23 protein-coding genes and 2 pseudogenes are annotated in these 22,945 nt (G+C 71.2%); 16 read left to right on the top strand and 9 right to left on the bottom strand.

Translation table 11 applies throughout. The annotated features are described in order from the left end of the window. Positions 1-14 precede the first annotated feature (14 nt). Positions 15-992: an alpha-ketoacid dehydrogenase subunit beta gene (locus tag G7070_RS09235; RefSeq protein WP_166233496.1), complete on the bottom strand. Its 978-nt coding sequence runs from the start codon at positions 990-992 to the stop codon at positions 15-17. Continuing rightward, complete coding sequence (gene pdhA / locus G7070_RS09230; protein WP_246226978.1) at positions 989-2,152, bottom strand: pyruvate dehydrogenase (acetyl-transferring) E1 component subunit alpha; 1,164 nt, start codon at positions 2,150-2,152, stop codon at positions 989-991. The genes G7070_RS09235 and pdhA overlap by 4 nt, the downstream gene beginning before the upstream one ends. 306 nt (positions 2,153-2,458) lie before the next feature. Between pdhA and G7070_RS09225 the strand changes: the two genes are divergently transcribed. Both G7070_RS09225 and G7070_RS09220 read left to right on the top strand, forming a co-directional pair. Then, entirely contained in the window at positions 2,459-3,844 is a 1,386-nt protein-coding gene (locus G7070_RS09225) for an MFS transporter (protein WP_166233495.1), read from the top strand. A 40-nt stretch (positions 3,845-3,884) separates the two neighbouring features. After that, positions 3,885-4,526 carry an HAD-IA family hydrolase gene (locus G7070_RS09220; RefSeq protein WP_166233494.1) on the top strand — a complete coding sequence of 214 codons (642 nt, stop codon included), beginning with the start codon at positions 3,885-3,887 and terminating at the stop codon, positions 4,524-4,526. Positions 4,527-4,529: 3 nt separating this feature from the next. On the opposite strand, the gene argF is transcribed toward G7070_RS09220, so the two are convergent. Beyond that, the gene (gene argF, locus G7070_RS09215) at positions 4,530-5,522 is read right to left on the bottom strand and encodes an ornithine carbamoyltransferase (protein ID WP_166233493.1); all 993 of its coding nucleotides are present in this window, start codon (positions 5,520-5,522) and stop codon (positions 4,530-4,532) included. 98 nt (positions 5,523-5,620) lie between these two features. Here argF and G7070_RS09210 point away from each other — a divergent pair, with 98 nt between their 5' ends. From G7070_RS09210 to G7070_RS09190, 5 genes are all read left to right on the top strand, one after another. Next, positions 5,621-5,965: a phage holin family protein gene (locus G7070_RS09210; RefSeq protein WP_206079694.1), complete on the top strand. Its 345-nt coding sequence runs from the start codon at positions 5,621-5,623 to the stop codon at positions 5,963-5,965. A gap of 34 nt (positions 5,966-5,999) precedes the next feature. Further along, positions 6,000-6,482: a low molecular weight protein-tyrosine-phosphatase gene (locus tag G7070_RS09205; protein WP_166233492.1), complete on the top strand. Its 483-nt coding sequence runs from the start codon at positions 6,000-6,002 to the stop codon at positions 6,480-6,482. A gap of 9 nt (positions 6,483-6,491) precedes the next feature. Further along, on the top strand, positions 6,492-7,190 hold the full coding sequence (locus tag G7070_RS09200; RefSeq protein WP_166233491.1) for a response regulator transcription factor: 699 nt from the start codon (positions 6,492-6,494) through the stop codon (positions 7,188-7,190). A 7-nt stretch (positions 7,191-7,197) separates the two neighbouring features. Continuing rightward, positions 7,198-8,667: a sensor histidine kinase gene (locus G7070_RS09195; RefSeq protein ID WP_166233490.1), complete on the top strand. Its 1,470-nt coding sequence runs from the start codon at positions 7,198-7,200 to the stop codon at positions 8,665-8,667. A gap of 72 nt (positions 8,668-8,739) precedes the next feature. Beyond that, complete coding sequence (locus G7070_RS09190; RefSeq protein WP_166233489.1) at positions 8,740-9,465, top strand: DUF1345 domain-containing protein; 726 nt, start codon at positions 8,740-8,742, stop codon at positions 9,463-9,465. A 111-nt stretch (positions 9,466-9,576) separates the two neighbouring features. On the opposite strand, the gene G7070_RS09185 is transcribed toward G7070_RS09190, so the two are convergent. Continuing rightward, on the bottom strand, positions 9,577-9,783 hold the full coding sequence (locus G7070_RS09185; protein ID WP_166233488.1) for a cold-shock protein: 207 nt from the start codon (positions 9,781-9,783) through the stop codon (positions 9,577-9,579). A gap of 489 nt (positions 9,784-10,272) precedes the next feature. Between G7070_RS09185 and G7070_RS09180 the strand changes: the two genes are divergently transcribed. Further along, positions 10,273-10,533, top strand: a complete 261-nt coding sequence (locus tag G7070_RS09180) for a hypothetical protein (protein ID WP_166233487.1) — start codon at positions 10,273-10,275, stop codon at positions 10,531-10,533. Positions 10,534-10,606: 73 nt separating this feature from the next. Continuing rightward, complete coding sequence (locus G7070_RS09175; RefSeq protein ID WP_166233486.1) at positions 10,607-12,013, top strand: sodium:proton antiporter; 1,407 nt, start codon at positions 10,607-10,609, stop codon at positions 12,011-12,013. Between the two features lie 352 nt (positions 12,014-12,365). Here G7070_RS09175 and rplI read toward each other — a convergent pair whose 3' ends face one another. The 4 genes and pseudogenes from rplI to rpsF form a co-directional block, all read right to left on the bottom strand. After that, positions 12,366-12,812, bottom strand: a complete 447-nt coding sequence (gene rplI / locus G7070_RS09170) for a 50S ribosomal protein L9 (RefSeq protein WP_166233485.1) — start codon at positions 12,810-12,812, stop codon at positions 12,366-12,368. A 14-nt stretch (positions 12,813-12,826) separates the two neighbouring features. After that, the gene (rpsR, locus tag G7070_RS09165) at positions 12,827-13,063 is read right to left on the bottom strand and encodes a 30S ribosomal protein S18 (protein ID WP_166233484.1); all 237 of its coding nucleotides are present in this window, start codon (positions 13,061-13,063) and stop codon (positions 12,827-12,829) included. A gap of 62 nt (positions 13,064-13,125) precedes the next feature. Further along, positions 13,126-13,658 (bottom strand): annotated as a pseudogene (locus G7070_RS09160) (single-stranded DNA-binding protein). Positions 13,659-13,787: 129 nt separating this feature from the next. Then, positions 13,788-14,081 (bottom strand): 30S ribosomal protein S6, encoded by a 294-nt coding sequence (gene rpsF / locus G7070_RS09155; RefSeq protein WP_166233482.1) that lies wholly within the window; start codon positions 14,079-14,081, stop codon positions 13,788-13,790. A 226-nt stretch (positions 14,082-14,307) separates the two neighbouring features. On the opposite strand from rpsF, the gene G7070_RS09150 reads away from it, so the two are divergent. From G7070_RS09150 to G7070_RS09135, 4 genes are all read left to right on the top strand, one after another. Further along, positions 14,308-15,657 (top strand): M20 family metallopeptidase, encoded by a 1,350-nt coding sequence (locus G7070_RS09150; RefSeq protein WP_166233481.1) that lies wholly within the window; start codon positions 14,308-14,310, stop codon positions 15,655-15,657. A 111-nt stretch (positions 15,658-15,768) separates the two neighbouring features. Further along, positions 15,769-17,394, top strand: coding sequence for an AbgT family transporter (locus G7070_RS09145; RefSeq protein WP_166233480.1), 1,626 nt, complete (start codon positions 15,769-15,771; stop codon positions 17,392-17,394). A gap of 91 nt (positions 17,395-17,485) precedes the next feature. After that, positions 17,486-17,875, top strand: a complete 390-nt coding sequence (locus tag G7070_RS09140; RefSeq protein WP_348981455.1) for a globin — start codon at positions 17,486-17,488, stop codon at positions 17,873-17,875. Positions 17,876-17,998: 123 nt separating this feature from the next. After that, positions 17,999-19,021, top strand: a complete 1,023-nt coding sequence (locus G7070_RS09135) for an LLM class flavin-dependent oxidoreductase (RefSeq protein WP_166233478.1) — start codon at positions 17,999-18,001, stop codon at positions 19,019-19,021. A gap of 93 nt (positions 19,022-19,114) precedes the next feature. On the opposite strand, the gene G7070_RS09130 is transcribed toward G7070_RS09135, so the two are convergent. Then, complete coding sequence (locus G7070_RS09130) at positions 19,115-20,125, bottom strand: hypothetical protein (RefSeq protein WP_166233477.1); 1,011 nt, start codon at positions 20,123-20,125, stop codon at positions 19,115-19,117. A gap of 246 nt (positions 20,126-20,371) precedes the next feature. Here G7070_RS09130 and G7070_RS09125 point away from each other — a divergent pair. From G7070_RS09125 to G7070_RS09115, 3 genes and pseudogenes are all read left to right on the top strand, one after another. After that, positions 20,372-20,937 (top strand): annotated as a pseudogene (locus G7070_RS09125) (DinB family protein). Between the two features lie 238 nt (positions 20,938-21,175). After that, positions 21,176-22,060, top strand: coding sequence for an ABC transporter ATP-binding protein (locus G7070_RS09120; RefSeq protein WP_166233476.1), 885 nt, complete (start codon positions 21,176-21,178; stop codon positions 22,058-22,060). A gap of 26 nt (positions 22,061-22,086) precedes the next feature. Next, a complete protein-coding gene (locus tag G7070_RS09115; protein WP_166233475.1) occupies positions 22,087-22,890 on the top strand; it encodes an ABC transporter permease in 804 nt (267 codons plus the stop codon). Positions 22,891-22,945 lie beyond the last annotated feature (55 nt).

The following is a 22,945-nucleotide window of genomic DNA, read 5'->3' as shown; positions in this document are numbered from 1 at the left end:
TCTCCGTTCTGGGGTCAGTCGGCCATCGACCGGTCGACGGCGTCCAGGATGCGGTCGAGGTCGGGCAGGTAGTTCTTCTCGACGCGGCTGGGCGGGTAGGGCAGGTCGTAGCCGGTGACACGGAGCACGGGGGCCTCCAGGGAGTAGAAGCACCACTCCTGCAGCCGGGCCGCGATCTCGCCGCCGATGCCGCCGGAGCGGATGGCCTCGTGCACCACGATGGCGCGTCCGGTCTTCTCGACCGAGGCGCGGATGGTCGCGTCGTCCAGCGGCGAGACGCTGCGCAGGTCGATGACCTCCAGCGAGCGCCCCTCCGTCGAGGCGGCCAGCGCGGCCTCCACGCACGTCTTCACCATCGGACCGTAACTGATGAGGGTGGCGTCGGTCCCCTCCAACACGACGCGGGCGGCGTCGAACGCCAGCGGCGGCTCGGTCAGGTCGACCTCGCCCTTCTCGTGGTAGCGGCGCTTGGGTTCGAGGAAGACCACCGGGTCGTCGGAGGCGACCGCCTGCTGGATCATCCAGTAGGCGTCCAGCGGCGTGGACGGCGTCGCGACCACGAGCCCCGGCGTGTGCGCGAAGTAGGCCTCCGGCGACTCGGAGTGGTGCTCGATGGCGCCGATCGCGCCGCCGTAGGGGATCCGGACGACCATCGGCACCCCGAGGCGTCCCATCGAGCGGAAGCGCATCCGGGAGACCTGGGAGACGATCTGGTCGAACGCCGGGTAGACGAACCCGTCGAACTGGATCTCCACGACGGGGCGGTAGCCGCGCAGGGCCATGCCCAGGGCGGTCCCGACGATCCCGGACTCGGCCAGCGGCGAGTCGATGACGCGCTCGGGGCCGAAGTCGCGCTGCAGGTGCTCGGTGATGCGGAACACGCCGCCCAGCTGGCCGATGTCCTCGCCGGCGAGCACCACCTTGGGGTCGGCCTCCAGCGCGCGGCGCAGGCCGGCGTTCAGCGCCTTGGCCATGGTCATGGTCTCGCTCATCGGGCGTCCTCCCCCTCGAAGCCGGCCTCGTAGGCCAGGTAGGCGTCCCGCTGCTCGGCCAGGCCGGGCGGCAGGGTGGCGTAGGCCAGCTCCCAGTAGTCCTCCAGGACGGGCTCGGGCAGTTCCAGGCAGCCCTCCCGGACGCGGACGCCCAGCTCCTCGGACTCGGCCTCCAGCGCGTCGAGCCACGCCTGGTCGATGGCGCCGCGGGCGAGAAGGTAGCTGCGGACGCGGGCGATCGGGTCCTTGCCGCGCCACTCCTCCTCCTCGGCCCGCTCGCGGTACTTCGTCGGGTCGTCGGAGGTGGTGTGGGCGCCCATCCGGTAGGTGAACGCCTCGATGAAGGTCGGCCCCTCGCCGCGGCGGGCGCGGTCCATCGCCCACTCCGTGACGGCCTGCACGGCCAGGACGTCGTTGCCGTCGACGCGGACGCTGGGGATGCCGAAGCCGGTGGCGCGGCGGTACAGCGGGATGCGGCTCTGCCGCTCGATCGGCTCCGAGATCGCCCACTGGTTGTTCTGGACGAAGAACACGACCGGGGCGTCGTAGGACGCCGCGAACACCAGCGCCTCGCTGACGTCGCCCTGGCTGGTGGCGCCGTCACCGAAGTACACCAGCACCGCGCCGTTGTCGGCGGGGTCGGGGTTCCCGACGACGCCGTCGCGCTGCATGCCCATGGCGTAGCCGGTCGCGTGCAGCGCCTGGGTCCCGATCACGAAGGAGTACAGGTGGAAGCGGTGCGCGACCGAGTCCCAGTCGACCATCGCCGTGCCGCGGAAGGTCTTGAGCATGTCGAGCGGGTCGATCCCCCGCATCAGCGCGACCGAGTGCTCGCGGTAGCTGGGGAAGATCATGTCGAGGTCCGCGACGGCGGCGCCGGAGCCGACCTGTGCGGCCTCCTGCCCCAGCGCCGGCGGCCAGAGGCCGAGCTGGCCCTTGCGCTGCAGCGCGGTGGCCTCGGTGTCGAAGCGGCGTCCCAGCACCATGTGGCGCAGGTTCGCGGCGATGGTCGCGTCGTCGTGGTCGTAGGTGAAGCCCTCGGCCTCGACCCGCTCGCCCTCGGGCGTGAGGAGCTGGATGAACTCCTCGCTACGGACGATGCGGGTGCCGCCGGGGGTCACCACCGTTTCGGACGCGTCGGGTCCTTGGCGTTCGGTCACGGCTCCACCATACAGTTACGTAACCGTAGGTAGGAAGTCGGGCGGTTGCCATCGACCCGGCAGCGGCGCTGCTGAGCCGCCGGGCGAACGTACGACGCCCCCTCCCGCGACCGGGTGCGCGATCCGCCGCTCCGTCCCACCAGCTGATGTCGTTCTGGTGCCCCCAGACGCGGGCGGAATCCGGGCGCAGCGCGCTGACAAGGCGCGCAGCGAGCGGCGCGATCCACTCGCGGCACCAGGACGACGTTTCGCCGGCGTCCGCGCGTCGCTAGGATGGGCGGGCTCGCCCGATCCGTGAGGAGCCCGATGGTCTCGGACCCCGACCAGCGCAGTTTCCGGGCCGTGCTGATCAACACCTTCATCGCCAACGTCACCACGAGTTTCCTGTGGTCCGCGGTGACGTTCTGGATGTATCTGGAGACGCGCAACGTGCTCGTGACGAGCATTCTGGGCGGTTCCTACATGCTCGGCATGGCGCTCTTCGGCGTGCCCTTCGGCAGCTGGATCGACCGCACCCGCAAGAAGACCGTGATGGTCTGGTCCCAGGGCGTCACCGCTGCCTTCTTCGGCCTGGCGGCACTGGTCTACTTCCTCTCCCCGCGCGAGGAGATCCTGCGGATCGGCAGCCCCGCCTTCCTGATGTTCGTGCTGTTCCTGCTGACGGGCGCGATCATGGAGTCCGCGCGCGGCATCGCGCTGTCCACCGTGGTCACCCTGCTCGTCCCGGACGCCGGCCGCGCGCGGGCGAACGGCCTGGTCGGCATGGTCGTCGGGCTGTCGTTCATGCTCACCTCGGTGATCGCCGGCCTGGCGATCGGCCAGCTCGGGATGACCACGGCCCTGGTCATCGCGCTGGCGCTCACGGTGGCGTCCCTGGCGCACATGCTCACCGTCCCGCTGCCCGAGCCCGAGATCGTCCACGCGGACGGTGCCCCCAGCAAGGTGGACTTCGCCGGCGCGTGGGCGGCGATCCGCAGCGTCCCGGGACTGATCGCGCTCATCATCTTCTCCACGTTCAACAACCTCATCGGGGGCATCTACATGGCGCTGCTGGACCCGTACGGGCTCAGCCTGGTCTCGGTCGAGGCGTGGGGCATCATCTTCGGCATCGTCGGGACGGGCTTCCTGATCGGCGGCGCCGTCGTGGCGCGCTTCGGCCTGGGGTCGCGCCCGCTGCGCACGCTGCTACTGGCCAACGTCGCCATGTGGATCATCGGCGGCACCTTCGCGCTGCGCGACTCCATCTGGCTGCTCGTCATCGGGATGCTCGCCTACATGGCGCTCATCCCGTTCGCCGAGGCCGCCGAGCAGACGGTGCTGCAGCGCGTCGTGCCCCTGGCCAAGCAGGGCCGCGTGTTCGGCTTCGCGCAGAGCGTCGAGGTGGCGGCCTCCCCCATCAGCGCCTTCCTGATCGGCCCGATCGCCCAGTTCGGCCTCATCCCCTACATGGAGAGCCCGGAGGGCCAAGCGCAGTGGGGCTGGCTGCTGGGCGACGGCGCCGGGCGCGGCATCGCGCTCGTGTTCACCGTGGTCAGCCTCGTCGGCCTGGCGATCACGCTCGCCGCGCTGGCCTCGCGGCCCTACAAGGTGCTGACGCGGGCCTACGCCGACGCCGCGCCCGTGGTCGCCCCCAGCACCCCGGACGCCGCCGGGGACGATCCCGCTCCGCCTTCGCAGACGCCGACTCCCTGAGCCCGGCCTGCCGCGTCGGCTTCCCTGCCAGACTGGGGGCATGATCCGCGCAGTCGTGTTCGATTTCGGCATCGTCCTGTCCCCCGGCGAGGGCGTCCTCGAGGACGCCGCGGCGATGCTCGGCGTCCCCCTGGCCGACTACGAGGAGGCCTACTGGGTCGACCGGCTCGCCTACGACGCCGGCTGTTCGGACGCCGAGTACTGGACGCCGCTGCTGGAGCGGCTCGGCAAGCCGGCGACCCCCGAGATGATCCAGGGGTTGGCCGCCCTCGACGGCGCCGCCTGGGCGCAACTCCCCGAGGAGTCGCGCCGGCTGCTGCGCGACGTGCGCGCCACCGGCCGCGAGGTCGCCGTGCTGAGCAACGCCCCCTTCAACGTGGACCTCGCCATCGCCGACTCCGACTTCGCCGACGAGGCCGACTACTGGTTCATCTCGGCGTCCATGGGGATGACCAAGCCGAACGCCGGCGTGTACGCCCGCGTCGCCGAGGTGCTGGAGGTCGAGCCCGGCGACATCGCCTTCCTCGACGACCGGACGCCGAACGTCGAGGGCGCCCAGCGCGCCGGCTGGGTCGCGCACCTGTGGACCTCACCCGAGGACGCCCGCGCCTGGCTCACCGAGGTCGGCGCGCTCAGCCCGCTGGTGTTCGCCGAGGACGCCGAGGCCCGCGCCGGGTCCTGACCGTCAGGACGCGGTCGCCACCATGACCGCCTTGATGGTGTGCAGCCGGTTCTCGGCCTGCTCGAACACGATCGACGCCTCGGAGGAGAACACCTCGTCGGTGACCTCGAGCTCGCGCATCCCCGTCAGGTCATGCACCAGCCGCGCCGTGGACGTGCTGAGGTCGTGGAACGCCGGCAGGCAGTGCATGAACTTCGCGTCGGGTCCGGCGAGCTTCATGACCTGCGCGGTGACCCGGTAGGGCGCCAGCACGCGGCACCGCTGCGCCCACACGCCGGTGGGCTCGCCCATGGACACCCACACGTCGGTGTGGACGAAGTCGGCGCCCGTGACGCCCTCGGCGACGTCGTCGGTCACCGTGATCCGCGCGCCGGTGCTGGCGGCGATCTCGCGGGCGGAGTCCACCCGGGACTTGTCGGGGGCGAACTCGCGCGGCGCCACGATCCGGACGTCCATGCCCATCATCGCGCCCATCGTCAGCAGCGAGTTGCCCATGTTGAACCGGGCGTCGCCGAGGTAGGCGAACGACAGCGTGTCGGCGCGGCGTCCGGCGGACTCGATCATCGTGAAGGCGTCGCACAGCGCCTGCGTGGGGTGCCACTCGTCGGTCAGGCCGTTCCAGACCGGGACCCCGGCGTGCTCGGCCAACTCCTCCACGGTGTCCTGCTCGGCGCCGCGGAACTCGATGCCGTCGTACATCCGCTCCAGGACGCGCGCCGTGTCGGCGGCGGACTCCTTGGTCCCAATGTGGGAGCCGGCGGGGTCGAGGTAGGTGGTGGACGCGCCCTGGTGGCGCGCCGCCACCTCGAAGGCGGCCCGCGTGCGGGTCGAGCTCTTCTCGAAGATCAGGGCGTAGTTCTGGCCGCGCAGACGCTGCTCCTCGCGCCCCTCGCGTCGGGCGCGCTTGAGATCCCCCGAGAGTTCCACCAGGTGGCTCCACTCGTCCGGAGTGAAGTCGACCTCCTTGAGGAAGTCCCGACCGGTCAACTCGCCCACGCGTCCACAGCCTCTCGCACCATCACCCCGACCGACTCAGGGCACGGCAGGGTGGAACCCGGAAGCGTCCATTCTGCCGCACGTGCGAGAGTGGTCACGTGATCCTTCGATTTCTGGTCAGCGCCCTGTCCCTCGGCGTCGCCACCTGGCTCCTGCCCGGCATCTGGCTCGACGTCACCGGCAGCCCCGCGAACGCCGCGGTCACCATCCTGATCGTGGCCGCGATCTTCGGCCTCGTGAACGCCCTGATCAAGCCCCTGTTCGTGTTCGTGACGTCGCCGCTGCTGCTGCTGACGCTCGGCCTGTTCCTGCTCGTCATCAACGCCGCCCTGCTGATGCTCACCTCGTGGGTCTGCGCCCAGCTGGGCGTGCCGTGGGGCGTGACCGGGTTCTGGGACGCCTTCTGGGGGCCCTGCTCGTCTCCATCGTCAGCTTCGTCCTGAACTCCTTCGTCGGACGCCGCGGCGAGGTGCATTCGTGACGTCGGAGCGGCCCGTCCGCGTCGTCTTCGTCTGCTGGGGCAACATCTGCCGCTCCCCCATGGCCGAGCGGGTCGCCCAGGGCTGGGCCGACCGCGACGGGCTGGCCGGGCTGGAGTTCGCCTCGGCCGGCGTCTCGTCGGAGGAGACCGGCAACCCGATCGACACCCGCGCCCGCGCCGTCCTGACGCGCCACGGCTACCGCGCCGACGGGCACCGCGCCCGGCGGATCACGGCGTCCGAGATCGCGGACGCCGACCTGGTGATCGGCCTGGAGCAGGTGCATCTCGACCGGATGCGGCGTCTGGCGCCCGACGCCGACAACCTCAGCCTCCTCACCGACTACGACCCCGCCGCGGAGCCCGGCACGGGCGTGGACGACCCCTGGTACGGCGACGCCGCCGGGTTCGAGGAAACGTTGTCCGCCATCGAGGCGGCGATGCCCGGCATCCTCGCTCAGGCGTCCGATCTGCGCCGATAGGATGGCCGCATGCAGATCCTCGTGGTGGACGACGACCAGGCCGTCCGTGACTCGCTGAAGCGTTCGCTCCAGTACAGCGGCTACGAGGTTTCCGCCGTCCAGGACGGGCTGGAGGCGCTCGCCCACCTCTCCTCGCACAAGGTCGACGCCGTCGTCATGGACGTCATGATGCCCCGGCTCGACGGCCTGGAGACGACCCGCATGCTGCGTTCGCAGGGCAACGACGTGCCGATCCTGGTGCTGACCGCCCGCGACGCCGTCGGGGATCGGGTCGACGGCCTGGACGCCGGCGCCGACGACTACATGGCCAAGCCGTTCGCCCTGGACGAGCTGATGGCACGCCTGCGCGCCCTCACGCGGCGCAGCCGCCCCGAGAACGAGGAGTCGGCGAACGCGGGCGGCGAGGTGCTGAGCTTCGAGGACCTGCGCCTCGACCTGGGCACCCGCGAGGTGACCCGCGGCGGCAAGCGGATCGCGCTGACCCGGACCGAGTTCGCCCTGCTGCAGACGTTCATGGAGAACCCGCGCCGCGTGCTGGAGCGCTCCTGGCTGCTGAACGAGGTGTGGGGCTTCGAGTTCCCCACCACGGCGAACTCGCTGGAGGTGTACATCGGCTACCTGCGCCGCAAGACCGAGGGCGAGGGCGGTTCCCGCCTGATCCACACGGTGCGCGGCATCGGGTACGTGCTGCGGGAGTCCGCGCCGTGAGTCGTCCATGGTGAGCTGGGTCCGCGACTTCTTCTCCTCGGCCAACCGCTCGCTGCAGGAACGCCTCGCCATCCTGATCGCCCTCGCCATCGCGGCGGCCGTCGCGGTGACGGGCGTCGCCGCCTACGCCATGACGCTGGTCACGGTGTACGACCAGCTCGACACCGAGCTCGTGGACGTCGCCAACATCACCTCCGGCGCGCTGTCGGAGGACCTGGAGAACATGGGCGGCATCGACACGACCACGTGGCGGGCCGCCAACGTCATCGTCATGCTGGTGCGGGCCGACGGCCACGCGATCATGACCCCCAACCGGCAGACGACCCTCGAGTGGGGCCCCGACGAACTGGCGATCGCCCGGGTGTCGCACGGCTGGTCGTCGCGGACCGGCCTGAACTCGGCGGGCGCCCTGACCCGCATCGTGTCGGTCCCGCTGGTGAACCAGGGCGAGCACTTCGCGCTCATCGTGGGGCGTCCGCTGTCGCCCACCCTGGCGATCCTGCAGACCACCGGCCTGTCGCTGCTCCTGGTGGGCGGCGTGGGCGCGGCCATCGCCGCGGCGATCGGGTACATGATCGCCAAGTCGGGCCTGCAGCCGATCCGGCAGCTCTCCGACGCGGTCTCCTCGATCGCGGCCACCAACAAGCTGACCCCCGTCGAGATCCGGGGCGACGACGAGATCGCCGACCTCGGGGCGACGTTCAACCGGATGCTCAAGGCGCTGGAGAGTTCCCGGGAGCGGCAGCGCCGCCTCATCGCGGACGCCGGCCATGAGCTGCGCACGCCGCTCACGTCGATGCGCACCAACGTCGAGCTGCTCGTCGCCGACGAGCGGCAGGGCATGCTGCCGGACGGCGCCCGTTCCGAGATCCTGCGCGACGTGGCCGCCCAGCTCGGCGAGTTCACCCAGCTCGTCGGCGACCTGGTGCAGCTGAGTCGGGAGGAGTCGGTGCAGGCGGCCCCCGAGCCGGTCGACCTGCGCGACATCATCTACCACGCCCTCGACCGGGTGAAGCGGCGCGGTCCCGGCCTGGCCTGGCGCGTCACGCTCGACCCGCTCTACCTCGTCGGCGAGCCGGACGCCCTCGAGCGAGCGGTCACGAACCTGCTCGACAACGCGGTGAAGTTCTCCCCCGCGGGCGGCACCATCACCGTCGAACTGCAGGGCGACCGGTTCCGCGTCGCGGACGAGGGCCCCGGCATCGCCGACGAGGACCTCCCGCACGTCTTCGAGCGGTTCTACCGTTCCGAGCACGCCCGCTCCACGACGGGCTCGGGGCTCGGCCTGTCGATCGTCGCCCAGACGATCCAGGCGCACGGCGGCTGGGTCAAGGCCGGTCACGCGCCCGAGGGCGGCGCCGAGCTCATCGCGCGGCTGCCGGGCTCGCCCATCCCGCCCGAGGATGAGGAGCAGGAGGCCGCGCGCCTCGCCGAGGCCGAGGAGACGGCCGACCCAGCCTACCCGACCGAGGTCTGACGCTCCGACCGACCGGTCATCGCCGCCTCACGATCGGCCCCGCGGACGCCGAAGCGGGGTCGGTTCGGCGGAGTGTCAGGATGGAACCATGCCCGCCTCGCCCCCACGCGTCCCGGCCGCTGGTCGACCTTCCTGGTGTCGGAGACCCGCCGCACCCTCCTGTCCCTGCTCGCGACGTCCGTCGTGTACGTGATCCCGGCGTCGCTGTGGCTGCGGGGCAGGGGCGACCCCGACCGGGACATGGTGGCGCTGCTCGTGGGCGCGCAGCTGGCCTACTTCACCCTCTACCTCGCCATCACCTGGCTGACCTTCGGGCGGCTGGCGCGTTCGGGTCTGCTGCTGGCCGTGCGCCGGGCAACGTCCCGCCGGGCGCGGCACTGGGAGCGCCTGATGGGCGCCACGCCGGCGTCCTGGGCCTCCGCGGCGGTGATGTACTCGCTGATGGTGGTGGTCGTGACGCTCACCGACCCCGAACTGCGGTCCAGCCCCCTCATGATCCTGGCCACCATCGGCACGGTCGTCCTGGGCTGGCTGGTGCTCTTCACCGCCGCCACCCTCACCCTGGTCCGGCTGGACGCCAAGGAGCGGACGCTGCGGTTCCCGGATCCGGGCCCGCACTCGCTGACCGACTACGCCTACGCGGGAGTGCAGGTCATGACGACCTTCGGCACCGCCGACGTCGCGATCCTCACCACCGCCGGACGCCGGTCGGTCGCCTGGCTGTCCGTCGCCGCCACCCTGTTCAACACGGTGATCGTGGCGATCCTGGTCTCGGGGATGCTCAGCCTGGTGCTGTGACGCCGCGGCCCGCCCCGCACGGGCACGGGGCGCGACCCGGGGAACCACAGGGCGCGGGACGCAGAACGCCGCGGCCCTGGACGGGCCGCGGCGTTCTGGAGCTTGGTGTGATCAGGCGATGGACTGAATGTTGGTCGCCTGCAGACCCTTGGGGCCCTGCTCGGTGTCGAACTCGACCTTGTCGCCCTCGTTCAGCGAACGGAACCCGCGCGAGTTGATCGCGGAGTAGTGCGCAAAAACGTCCGACGAGCCGTCGTCGGGGGAGATGAAGCCGTAGCCCTTGTCGGCGTTGAACCACTTGACGGTTCCGGTGGCCATGTTTCCTGCCTTCATTTCTATGTACAACAACCCTCGGGGATCCGGGGGCGGTGGGGTGACGCTCGTTCATCTTCCGACGGGTACCGCAGCAAGAACAACCAACCTCAACCTGTCATGACCTTACACGCCCACACCGCATCGTGTCGGGTTCGATTGTCCTTGCGGCCACCCCTTGACCGCCGCCCGGCGCGTCCGGTAGTTGGCCCACTCCCGCAGAACCCGGCGTGCGCGGCTCGACTCCCCCGCGCCGCCGCCGGTCGTATGCCGGGCATCACGCCTCCCACGTCGGGGAACGGCGCGGGCGGCGACATCGCGGGCCCGTCGTTGTTCCGGCAGGGTGAAACACGCACGCAGCCCCGGGCGACGCCCGGCGCGTCGGGTCGCGGGAGCCACCCCGCGGAACGTGGGCCGCTCGAACGTGCTGCAGGTTGTCGGCCCCCAGCCCCCTCTCGCTGCGGGCCGCCGCTCGCGTGGCCGTAGGATGTCCGCATGCCCGAAACGCGCAAACACCGCGTCCAGGCCCGCGACCAGATCGACCGGGCCATCTTCGCCGCGCTCGGCGAGCCCGTGCTGCCGAACCAGCCGGGCGCCGAGAAGGCCGCGCCCGAGGCGTCCGGGCAGGAGGATCGCCCGCCGACGGCGGCGACCTCGTTCCTGTCCGGGGGCACGATGGGGCAGTTCACGTTCCACGCCGGCAAGACCACCTCACAGCCCGCGCCCGACGCCGACCCCGACGCCGACGAGGACTGAAACCCGACCCGAACGGTGTCCGCCGCTGCGAGAATGAGCGGGCCGACGTCGCGGTCGGCGGAAGGGAACGGTCATGGTCGTTGAGTGGTGGAGCGTACTGCCGTTCGTCATCCTGCTGTTGTCCATCGCGGTGCTCCCCCTCCTTCCGGCCACCGAGCACGCCTGGGAGAAGAACTCGGTCAAACTGCTGGTGGCGCTCGCCTGCGGGATCCCGGTCGCCCTCTGGTTCGTGATCGCGGGCCACGGCGGCGAGGTCGTCCACGCCCTGTTCGAGTACGTGCAGTTCATCATGCTGCTGCTCGCGCTCTTCGTGGTGTCGGGCGGCATCTTCCTGGCCGGCGACATCCGCGCGACGCCCCGCAACAACACGATCTTCCTGGCCATCGGCGGCGTGATCGCGTCGTTCATCGGGACGACCGGCGCCGCCATGCTGCTCATCCGCCCCCTGCTGAACACCAACAAGGAGCGCGCCCACCGCGTCCACACGGTGGTGTTCACGATCTTCATCGTCGCGAACTGCGGCGGCCTGCTGACCCCGCTGGGCGACCCCCCGCTGTTCCTGGGCTTCCTGCGCGGCGTCCCGTTCGAGTGGACGTTCCGGCTCTGGGTGGAGTGGCTGTTCGTCAACGCCCTGCTCCTACTGACCTACTACGCGCTCGACCGCCGCGCCTACGCCCGCGAAACCGACGAGGCGATCGCGTTCGACGAGACCGACGTCACGCCGCTGCGCATCCGCGGCGAGATGAACTTCGTGTTCTTCGCCGTCATCATCGCCGCGGTGGCCTTCGTGCCCTCGCTCGACCTGCACGCCATCGAGACCGGACACGCCACGCTCGCCCAGATGGTGCCCTGGCGCGAGCTGGTGTTCCTCGCCGCCGCGCTGGGCTCCTACCTGCTGGGTGACCGCGAGGTGCGGTTCTCGCTCAACCAGTTCACCTGGGCGCCGATCCTGGAGGTCGCGGCCCTGTTCATCGGGATCTTCCTCGCGATGATCCCCGCCCTGAACTTCCTCGGGCAGGTCGCGCCCCAACTGCCGCTCAACGAGGTGACGTTCTTCGTGTTCTCGGGCGGGCTGTCCGCGTTCCTCGACAACGCGCCCACCTACGCCACGTTCTTCGAGATGGCCTCCCAGCTTCCCGGCGAGCCACGCATCGGCATGGCCCCCGGCGTCCCCGAGGCGTACCTGGTCGCGATCTCGCTCGGCTCGGTGCTGTGCGGCGCCATCACGTACATCGGCAACGGCCCCAACTTCATGACCAAGGCCGTCGCGGACAGCGCCGGCGTCGCGATGCCGAGCTTCGGCGGCTACCTGCGCTGGTCGCTGATGTACCTGGTGCCGATCCTGATCGCCATGGTGGCGGTGTTCATCGCCGACGGGATCGTCTGGACGATCCTCGGCCTGCTGCTGGCCGGCGGCATCGGCGCCCGCGCCGTCCGGCTCGCGCGCAGCAACGTCCACCCCAGCGAGATGGACGACTGACCCTCGTCCACCCCGGTTCACGACGAACCGCCCCCGTTCGCGACGAGCCGCCCGCGCTTGCGACGAACCGCCCCCGTTCACGACGAACCGCCCACCTTTGCGACGAACCGCCCGCCGGAGGCGCAGACGCCCCCGCTGCAACGTGGGCAACTGCACCAAAAGGGGGCGACTGGGCGTCGAACGAAGGCGCCGCCCCTGGGGGTCGCCGCCCCTGGGGGTCGGAGCCGGTGCAGGGGCGTGCGGCCCCAGGGCCGGCGGCCCGCCGGACGGCCGACCCCGAGGGCGACCGGCCCGTGACGCACGAACGCCGGCCACCCTCAGGGTGACCGGCGTTCGCGGTGATCGGTGAGGATCAGGCAGCGACGACCTTGACCGGGACGTGCGCGGTGACGGCGTCGGTCAGCTTCACGCCGACCTTGTGCTCGCCGACCGTCTTGATCGGCTTGCTGATGACGACGTTGCGCCTGTCGACGGCGGGACCGTTGGCCTTCTTGATCGCCGAGGCGATGTCGGCGGCGGTGACGGCGCCGAACAGCTTGCCCTCGTCGGAGACGCGGGCGGGGACCTGGACCTCGAGGCCCTCGAGCTGCGTGCGCAGTTCGGAGGCGTGCTCGTTGTCGCGGACCGTGCGGGCCTCGCGGGCACGGTTGATGCCCTCGATCTGCTTCTCGGCGCCGCGCGTCCAACGGATCGCGAAGCCGCGGGGCAGGAGGTAGTTTCGGCCGTAGCCGTCCTTGACCTCGACGATGTCGCCGGCGATGCCGAGGTGGTCGACCGCGGCGGTGAGGATGAGCTTCATGTCAGCTTCCTTTCTCAGCGCGCGTTCGACGTGTACGGCAGCAGGGCGAGCTCACGCGCGTTCTTGATCGCGATCGCGACCTTGCGCTGCTCCTGCACGGACAGGCCGGTCACCCGACGGGCGCGGATCTTCCCGCGCTCGGAGATGAACTTCCGCAGGGTCGCGGTGTCCTTGTAGTCGATGGTGCCGATCTTGATCGACTTCACCGGGGCGATCTTCTTCTTGTTCACAGGCTTACGCTGTGGGGCCATTGTGGTGCTCTCTTCCTGGAGCCCGGCTCAGTGCCGGAATGACGTGGGTGGAACGGGTGGGATCAGAACGGAGGTTCGTCGCTCTGGGCCGAGGCCCAGGGTCGTTGACCGGCGGACGGTTGCTGTTGCCCCCGCCGCCGTAACCGCCGCCGCCTCCCTGGCCCTGGTTGGACGACCAGTTGTCGCCACCACCGGAGCCGCCCTGCTGGCTGTAGCCACCGCCGCCGCCACCGCTGGTGCGGTTGACCTTGGCGGTCGCGTAACGCAGGGAGGGACCGACCTCGTCGACCTCGATCTCGAACACGGTGCGACGCTCACCCTCGCGCGTCTCGTAGGAGCGGCTCTTGAGCCGGCCCTGCACGATGACGCGCATGCCCTTGGTGAGGGTTTCGGCCGCGTTCTCCGCGGCCTGCCGCCACACCGAGCAGTTGATGAACATGGCGTCCCCGTCCTTCCATTCGCTCGTCGTTCGGTCGAACGTGCGAGGAGTGGAGGCGACGGTGAAGTTGGCCACCGGCGCCCCGGACGGGGTGAAGCGGAGCTCGGGGTCAGCCGTCAGGTTGCCCACGAGCGTGATGATGGTTTCGCCAGCCATTGGTTCAGATCTCCGATTCGGTCGGACGTTGATGATGAGGCCGGACGCACGAGGCGTCCGCTACTCCTCCAGCCTGTCAGGCGGGACCGACAAACACGAGGTCCCGACGACAATCTGGGGAGAACGACCTCACTTGTGCAGGTCGGGGCGGATGACCTTCGTCCGCATGATCTGCTCGTTGAGCGTGTACTGGCGGTCGAGCTCCTTGACGACGTCCGGCTCGGCAGTCACCTCGAGCACCGCGTAGATGCCCTCGGACTGCTTCTGGATGTCGTAAGCGAGGCGACGACGGCCCCACAGGTCGACGTTGTCGACGGTGCCACCGGCGGCCTTGAGGCCTTCGAGCGGCTTCTCCACGATGCCGGCGACCTGACGGTCATCGACGTCGGGGGAGACGATCACCATGATCTCGTACTTGCGCATGTGATTTCCCACCTCCTCTGGACTAGCGGCCACGGGTCTTTCCCGGGGCAGGAGGGTTCACTGCACGGACGCGCGCAGAGCGGTCCACCGACCAGACTACCGGACCCCGCCCCGCCTGCCCCAATCCGCCCGGACGCCGCGGCCGGGCTCCCCTCCCGCGCCCGGAAGCGCCGGCCCCACCGGCACCCCGAGGCGTCCAAAACGGCGCATTGCTAGGGTCTCGACCATGTCCCACCCGAGTTCCCCCACCGTCCCCTCGCCGTTCTTCTCCGAGGAACTGGCCGCCGACACGGCCGAGCGCACGGCGACGGCGGCCCCCATCACCTCGCCGCACCCGGGCGCCCCCGACGACCTGCGGGAGGAGCTGGCCGCCGACGTCGCCGCCCTCCAGGAGCCCCTGCGCGCGCTCGCGCTCGCCCTGCACGGCGACCCCGAGACCGCCTTCGAGGAGACCCGGTCCGCGGAACGTGTCGCCGCCCTGGTGCGCGCGGAGGGCCTGGACGCCGAGGTCGGCGCGTTCGGGCGCGACACCGCCGTGCACGCGGAGTTCACCGCGGGCGAGGGCGGACGCACGATCGCGGTGCTGGCCGAGTACGACGCGCTGCCCGACATCGGGCACGCGTGCGGGCACAACATCATCTGCGCCACGGGGGTCGGCGCGTTCCTGGCGCTGCACCGGCTGGCCGGGCGGCGTCCCGACGCCTTCTCCGGACGCGTGGTGCTGCTGGGGACGCCCGGCGAGGAGGGCCACACCGGCAAGGAGTACATGGCGCGCGAGGGTGCCTTCGAGGGCCTGGACGCCGCGATCATGCTGCACCCGTACGGCTACGACGTCGCCGACCAGGTGTGGCTGGGACGCCGCACCCTGACGATCACCTACACGGGGCGGGCCGCCCACGCGTCCGCCGAACCCTTCATGGGCCGCAACGCCCTGGACGCCGCGACCCTGTTCTACACGGGGATCGGGCTGCTGCGGCAGCAGATGATCCCGGTGGATCGCGTCCACGCCGTCATCACCCAGGGCGGGACGCGGGCGTCGATCATCCCCGAGAAGGCCGTCGTCGACGTGTACGTCCGCTCGAAGTTCGCCGAGACGCTGGTCGACCTGTCCCAGCGCGTCCACGACCTGGCGGTCGGCGCGGCGACCATGGCCGGCGTCGGCGTCGAGATCGCGTGGGACCAGCACCCGCCGTCGCTGCCGGTGCGCAGCAACGGCCCCCTGACCGAGCGTTGGGCGCTGGCCCAGGGCGAGCGAGGACGCCGGTCCCTTCCTCTGGGCGTCGTCCCGGAGACGATCGCCGCGTCCACGGACTTCGGCAACGTCAGCGTCCGCGTCCCGGGCATCCACCCGCTGCTCAAGATCGCCGACGAGAACGCCGCGCTGCACACCCGTGACTTCGCCGAGGCCGCGGCGTCCGAGTTCGCCCTGACGGGCATCGGCGACGGGGCCTACGGCCTCGCGGCGACCGCGCTGGACTTCCTGGTCGACGACGACCTGGCCCGCGCCGTCGCCGAGGACTTCGCGGCCGCCGGCGGCGTCATGGATGTGGACCACCTGTTCCCCGAGCCGCAGTAGACACGAGAGGATCACTCCCGGCGCCGCGCACCGGCGCGCGGCGCCACGCCGACCACACGACCGACCACGACCTGCAACACCACCCGGGCACCCCCAGGGAAGGAGCATCACGTGACCAACTCAACCGCCACGGCCGAACCCACGCGGAGCGACAAACTGCTCTCGGCGCTCGAGCGGGCCGGCAACAAGCTGCCCCAGCCGTTCAACCTCTTCATCTGGCTGTTCCTCATCGTCGGCGTCGTCGGGACGGCGGCCGCGCTGGCCGGCGTCACCGTGCAGGTGCCGGGCGCGAAGGACGCCACCGTCGTCAAGGGCCTGTTCACCGGTGAGGGCCTGGCGTGGTTCACCTCGAACATCGGCCAGAACTACGTCGGCTTCCCGCCCCTGGTGACGGTGCTGCCGATCCTGCTCGCGATCGGCATCGCCGAGAAGACGGGCTTCCTGTCGGCCGCCATCCGCGCCGCGATCGGCTCCGCACCCCGCTGGCTGCTGCCCTACATGGTGGGCTTCCTCGGCGTCGTCGGCTCGATCATGGCCGACTCGGTGTTCGTCATCCTGCCGCCGCTGGCCGCGATGGCCTTCAAGGCGGTCGGACGCTCCCCCGTCGCCGGCCTGCTGGGCGGCTTCGCGGCCGCGGGCGCCGGCTACTCGACGTCGATCGTGCCCACCTCGCTGGACGCCCTGTTCGCGGGCATCACCAACGCCGTGCTGCCGTCGGTGCCGACGGTCGCGGCGGCCGCCGCCCCGGTGAACCCGGTGTCGAACTACTACTTCAACGTGGTCTCCTCGATCGTGCTGTCGATCGCTGCCGGCTTCATCATCGAAAAGATCATCGAGCCGCGTCTGGTCCGCCAGGGCATCTCCGACGCCGAAGTCGAGTCGAGCGGTGACAGCGTGCTGACCATCGACGACGACGGCGTCGAGGTCACCGTCGACACCAACGAGGCCGTGGGGCACGAGCTGACCGACGCCGAACGTCGGGGGCTCAAGTTCGGCGGCTGGGGCGTCCTGATCACCGGGCTGGTGATCCTGGCGGCCGTGCTGGTCCCGTTCTCGCCATGGCGCAACGCCGAGGGCGAGTTCCTGCCGCGCTCGCCGCTGCTGAACTCCATCGTCTTCATCGTGTTCGTGCTGTTCGCCGTCGGCGGCTTCCTCTACGGCAAGACGTCGGGCTCCATCAAGGGGTTCAACGCCGTCCCGCAGCTGATGGGGCTGGCGCTGAAGGACATGATCCCGTTCCTGGTGCTCGCGTTCGTGATGGGCCAGTTCATCGCGCTGTTCAACTGGTCGGGCATCGGCTCGTGGATCGCGGTCGCCGGCGCGGACGGCCTGAAGGCGTCCGGGTTGACCGGCTTCGGCGTCATCATCCTGTTCGTGATGCTGTGTTCGGTGCTGAACCTGTTCATCATCTCGGGCTCGTCGATGTGGACGATCATGGCGGCGGTGTTCGTCCCGATGTTCGGCTTGGTCGGGCTCGAGCCGGCCTTCGTGCAGGCGGCGTTCCGGGTGGGCGACTCCGCCACGCAGGTCATCACCCCGATGAACCCGTACATGATCGTGCTGCTCACGTACCTGCGGCGCTACATCCCCAACGCGGGCTTCGGCAACCTGATGTCGGGCATGCTCCCGTTCGTGGTGCCGTTCTGGCTGCTGTGGCTGGGCGTGCTGGCGATCTACTACTTCGCCGGCCTGCCGCTGGGTCCGGGCAACGACATCTTCATCGAGACGCTGCGCTGATCTCCCGTCGAACGGGCGCGGGCGGTGACGTCCGCGCCCGTTCGGCTTCCCCGCCCGCGTCGGGGACGCCGCGGGTGGCAGCATGGACGGCGTGACCACCCAGGACCTCCCCAGTTTCTACGAGCGCGTCGGCGGCGCGCCGACGTTCAAGGCCCTCGTCGACCGGTTCTACGAGGGCGTTGCGGGCGACCCGACGCTGCGGGCGATGTACCCCGAGGAGGATCTCGGGCCGGCGTCCGACCGTCTGCGGCTGTTCCTGGAGCAGTACTGGGGCGGGCCGAAGACCTATCAGGAGACCCGCGGCCACCCGCGGCTGCGGATGCGGCACGCGCCCTTCGCCGTCACCCCCGACCAGCGGGACCGCTGGGTCACCCACATGCTCGCCGCCGTCGACTCCCTGGATCTGCCCGAACCCGAGGACGCCGAACTGCGCGAGTACCTGGTGCGGGCTGCCCAGTTCATGATCAACCGGTTCGAGTAGCTTCCCCGACGAGAGGAACCGCGTCGGGGAAGCGGTCCCGACGAGGCCGAACGCCGCCGACCGCGCCGCCCGCCAGGGAGGCCGGGAGGTCGGCGCGCGCACCGCGACGCCTATTGTTCTGGCATGAAGAAGATCGGCTTCCTGTCGTTCGGGCACTGGAGCGACCACCCGCAGTCGGGGACGCGGTCGGCGTCCGACGTGCTGCACCAGTCCATCGACCTGGCCGTCGCCGCCGAGGAGATCGGGGCCGACGGCGCCTACTTCCGCGTTCACCACTTCGCCCACCAGCTCGGGTCGCCGTTCCCGCTGCTGGCCGCCATCGGCGCGCGGACGTCCCGCATCGAGATCGGCACCGGCGTCATCGACATGCGCTACGAGAACCCGATGATGTTCGCCGAGAACGCCGCCGCGGCCGACCTGATCGCCGACGGACGCCTCGAGCTCGGCGTGAGCCGGGGCTCGCCCGAGCAGGTGATCGACGGCTTCTCCTACTTCGGCTACGCCGCCCCCGAGGGCGAGACCATGGCCGACGTCGCCCGGCGCAACACCGAGGTGATGCTCCAGGTGATCGACGGCGCCGTGTTCGCCGAGCCGAATCCGCGTCCGATGTTCCCCAACCCGCACCCCGGCCCGCTCGGCATCCAGCCGCAGTCCCCCGGGCTGCGCGACCGGATCTGGTGGGGCGCCGGCTCCAACGCGACCGCGCAGTGGGCCGCCAAGCTGGGCATGAACCTGATGAGCTCCACCCTGAAGGACCACGAGAGCGACGAGCCGTTCCACGTGCAGCAGCGCAAGCAGATCGACCTGTTCCGGCAGGCGTGGAAGGACGCCGGCTGGCAGCGCGAGCCGCGCGTGTCGGTGAGTCGGTCCATCTTCGCGCTCACCACCGACGAGGACCGCCGCTACTTCGGGGTCAACCGCGACGCGAGCGACCAGGTCGGCTTCATCGACTCCGGTCAGGCCATCTTCGGACGCTCGTACGCCGCCGAGCCGGACGTCCTGATCGCCGAACTCGCGCAGGACGAGGCGATCGCCGCCGCGGACACGCTCCTGCTCACCGTCCCCAACCAGTTGGGCGTGGCGTACAACACCCACGTGATCGAGTCGATCCTCACCGAGGTCGCGCCCGCGCTGGGCTGGCGCTGACCGACCGCGCGCGGCGCCCCGGGAGGCGGCGTGGGGGACTGACGCGGCGTTCGGCGTCCCTGGCCCGCTCAGCAGGGCCGGCGGCGTCCGGGCTCAGGGCCAGCGGCGTCCGGGATCGGGGAAGACGCGCGTGAACGTGCCGATCCGCTCCGGGCGGCGCGCAACGGTCAGGTGTGCCCGCAGCGGACCCTCGATCCCGGACGCGAGCCGCGCCACGAGGGCGTCGGGCTCGGTCGTCTCGTACTCGAACACCGCCGACCCGGGCGTCGTGGGGGTCGGCCGCGACGCGCGGGCCGTGCTCAGCCCGGCCGCGGCGCCGAGCCACGGGGCTACTCGCGCCGCGTCCGGGATGCCGCGTGCGTCGGTGACCAGCCCGAGCAGGTCGGGGTCGAGCCCCTCGAACGCGACCGCCACGACGTGAACGCCGCCCGGCGGATCCAGGGGAACCACCTTGTCCAGGGCCGCCACGGCGTCCGGCGTCGCGGCCGCCCACTCCAGGCCCATGCCGCCGGCCGGGTCGCAGCGCAGCAGCGTGGCGGCGTCCCCGCGGACGCCGACGCTGAAGAACGGGTTGGCCGGGAGCCCCAGGTCGGGGTAGCCCGCCACGAGGTCCGGCTCCCCGTCGACGATCACGCCGCCGACGACGCCGTCGGCGAGGCGCCCCAGCGGGCCATGGCCGCCGCCGGACCAGGCACCCACGATCAGATCGGAGGCGAGCATCCCCTCCAGCGCCGCGACCAGCGGCGGCTCGGCCCACGCGAACGACGCGTCGTCGATCGCCGTGTCGCCGGCCGGAGTCGCCGCGAGCGTCCACACGTCCTGGTTCTCCTGCCAGAACGCGAGCCCGCCCTCCTCGGCGGCGACGGCGTCCAAGGCCAGCGGCGCGTCCTGGACGGCCCGCAGCCGGCGGCCCACGAGCAGGAACCACTCGACCAGGGCTTCGGGGAACGCGACGCCGACCCGCCGCTCGGCCGCCGCGATCGCCTCGGGCGCCTCGCCGTCTCCGGCCGTCAGCGGCGCGGCGTACCAGCGTTGGAGGTGGGCGCCGAGCCAGGCCCAGCGTTCGGTGGCGAGCAGGTCGCGTTGGGCGGAGGCCAGGTCCATGGCCCACACCCTAGGGCTGTTGCCGGTTTCCTCCGCCGCCGGCCCGCGGCGGCCTGGAGGCGCGCCGAGCAGGTGCTCAATCGGCTGGGGCGGTGCTCGGCCCGGCGCTGGGCGGCCGCGCCGGGCGCCCGAAGGGGTTCCGCCCGCGGCCGACCGAGCCGTAGCGTTCCTCCTGGCGGATCCCCGCCACGCGGCGGGCGGCCACCCCGGCCCCGGAACCGCACCTCCGACCCGAAAGGCGAGCCGATGACGGACTCCCCCGAACGCACCGCCCTGATCGAGACGCTGCGGCGCCACCGCGGCTTCCTGCTGCAGACGGCCGACGGGCTGACCGACGAGCAGGCGCGCTCGCGCAGCAGCGTCAGCCAGCTGACGATCGCGTCGCTCCTCAAGCACGTCGCCGACACCGAGGAGCAGTGGATGGCCTTCGCCGTCGCCGGGGCGGAGGCGTTCGGCGGATCGGGGGTGTACGAGTCGGACGTCGACTGGGACGCCGTCGCCGCGGAGGGCGCCGAGAACGACGGCGACTGGGACGGCAGCGAGTGGGAGGACACCCGCTTCGTGCTCGCCGATCACGAGACTCTGGACGTCCTGCGGGCGCGCATCCACGAGGTGGCGGCCGCGACGGAGGCCGTCCTCGCCGAAGCCGACCTCGACCTGGCCCACCCGTGCCCGAGGCGCCCTGGTTCGAGCAGGGCGTCAGCTGGTCGGTGCGCCGGGTCGCGCTGCACATGCTCGCCGAGATCAGCCAGCACGCCGGCCACGCCGACATCATCCGCGAGGGGATCGACGGCCACCGCACGATGGGCTGACCTTCAGCCGGGTTGCGCACCCGCTGGAGCTGAATGAGGTGATCGAGCGCGCCGAACTCGCTCCGCTGCTGCGCGCGAACCTCGCGAATACCCGACAGGCTCTCGGGATCACCCACCCGTGAACTCCAAGTCCGGCATTTTCATGTGGAGCTGATTGGGACTTCGTGTGACGGATGTCACGGCCAGGTCGTGACGACGCCCCCTGGGGAGCCCGGCGGCGCGCGGCGAGGCTGAGGACATGACGAACACCACCCTCACCGAACCCGCGATCCGGCTCGCCGGGCTCACCAAGCGCTACGGCGCGCTCACCGCCGTCGACGCCCTCGACCTGACCGTCCCGGCCGGGCAGATCCTGGCGCTGCTGGGCCCCAACGGTGCCGGCAAGTCGACCACGACCGAGATGATCCTCGGCCTGGCCAGGCCCGACGCGGGCAGCGCCGCCGTCTTCGGCCGGACGCCCACGGCGGCGGTCCGCACCGGCGCGGTCGGGGCGATGCTGCAGAACGGCGCCCTGCTCGCCGACGTCAACGTCTCGACGCTGCTCAAGCTGATGCACGGTCTGCACGCGCACCCGCTTCCGCTGGACGAGGTGATCGAGCGCGCCGAGCTCGCCCCGCTGCTGCGCGCGAACGTCGGGAAGCTGTCCGGCGGCCAGGCGCAGCGCGTCCGGTTCGGGCTGGCGATCATGGGCGATCCCCGGTTGCTGCTGCTGGACGAGCCGACCGTGGGCATGGACGTCGACACCCGGCGCCGGTTCTGGGCGACCATGGCCGACCTCGCACACGGCGGCCGCACCATCGTGTTCGCCACCCACTACCTCGACGAGGCGGACGCCTTCGCGCAGCGCATCGTCGTGATGAACGCCGGCCGCGTCGTCGCCGACGGGACCGGCAGCCAGATCAAGGCGGTCGTCGGCGGCCGCCACGTGACCTTCGCCGGCCCGCACGCCGACTGGGCGGACCTGCCCGGCGTCGTGTCGGCGTCCGAGACCGCCGGCCGCTGGACGCTGAACTGCTCCGACTCCGACGCCGCGCTGCGCGCCCTGCTCCCCCACCCCGGCGTCCGGGACGTCGAGGTCACCTCGCCCAGCCTCGAGGACGCCTTCCTCGAGCTCGTCGCCTGACACCCACCACCACCAGGAGAACCGCCATGACCACGCTCACCACCGCCGCGTCCACCCCGGACGCCACCCGCGCCGCCCGACGCCGGACCAACCCGTTCGTGCACTACCTGCTCGGCAGCCTGGGGATCATGCTGCGCGAGTGGAGCTTCCTGGCCTTCGTCGTCGCGATGCCGACCACGATGTACCTGTTCTTCTCGTCGATGTTCGGCAGCTACGCCGCCGACGGCGGCGTCAGCGTCGCGGCGGCGATGATGGTCATGATGGCCACCTACGGCGGGCTGGGCGCGGCGATGTCGGCCGGCAACCAGATCCAGAACGAGCGCTCGACGGGCTGGTTCCGGCAGCTGATGATCACCGGCCTCACCCCGGCGCAGTTCGTCGCCGCGAAGGTGCTGGTGGCGGTCGGCGTGGTGATCCCGGCGATCGGGATCGTGTTCGTCGCCGGAGCGCTGCGCGGCGTCCGGCTGGACGCGGCCGCCTGGCTCGGCTCCTTCGCGCTGCTGCTGCTGGCGCTGCTGCCGATGATCCTGCTGGGCCTGACGCTGGGCCTGTGGTTCAAGCCGGCCGCGGCGTCCGCAGCGACGACGCTGGTGATGCTGGCGCTGTCGATGCTGGGCGGGTTGTGGATCCCGCTGGAGATGATGCCCGCCCCGATGCAGGCCCTCGGCCTGTCGCTGCCGTCGTACTGGGCCGCGCAGATCGGCGCCTGGCCGATCATGGGCGGGGAGTTCCCGTGGCGGGGCGTGGCCGTGATCGGAGCCTGGAGCCTCGTGCTGGTCGGGCTGGGCGCGCTGGGCTACCGGCGGGCCGTGCGGACGTCCAGGCGCTGAGCCCCACCCCCAGGGGTCGCACGGGTGCGTCGTAGTGTGATCAGCAGCGAACGGA

Origin of the sequence: Propioniciclava coleopterorum (assembly GCF_011393335.1) — a bacterium.
Classification (GTDB): Bacteria; Actinomycetota; Actinomycetes; order Propionibacteriales; family Propionibacteriaceae; genus Propioniciclava; species Propioniciclava coleopterorum.
Note: the sequence above shows the minus strand (reverse complement) of the source record. Positions and strands in the feature narration are given on the sequence as shown.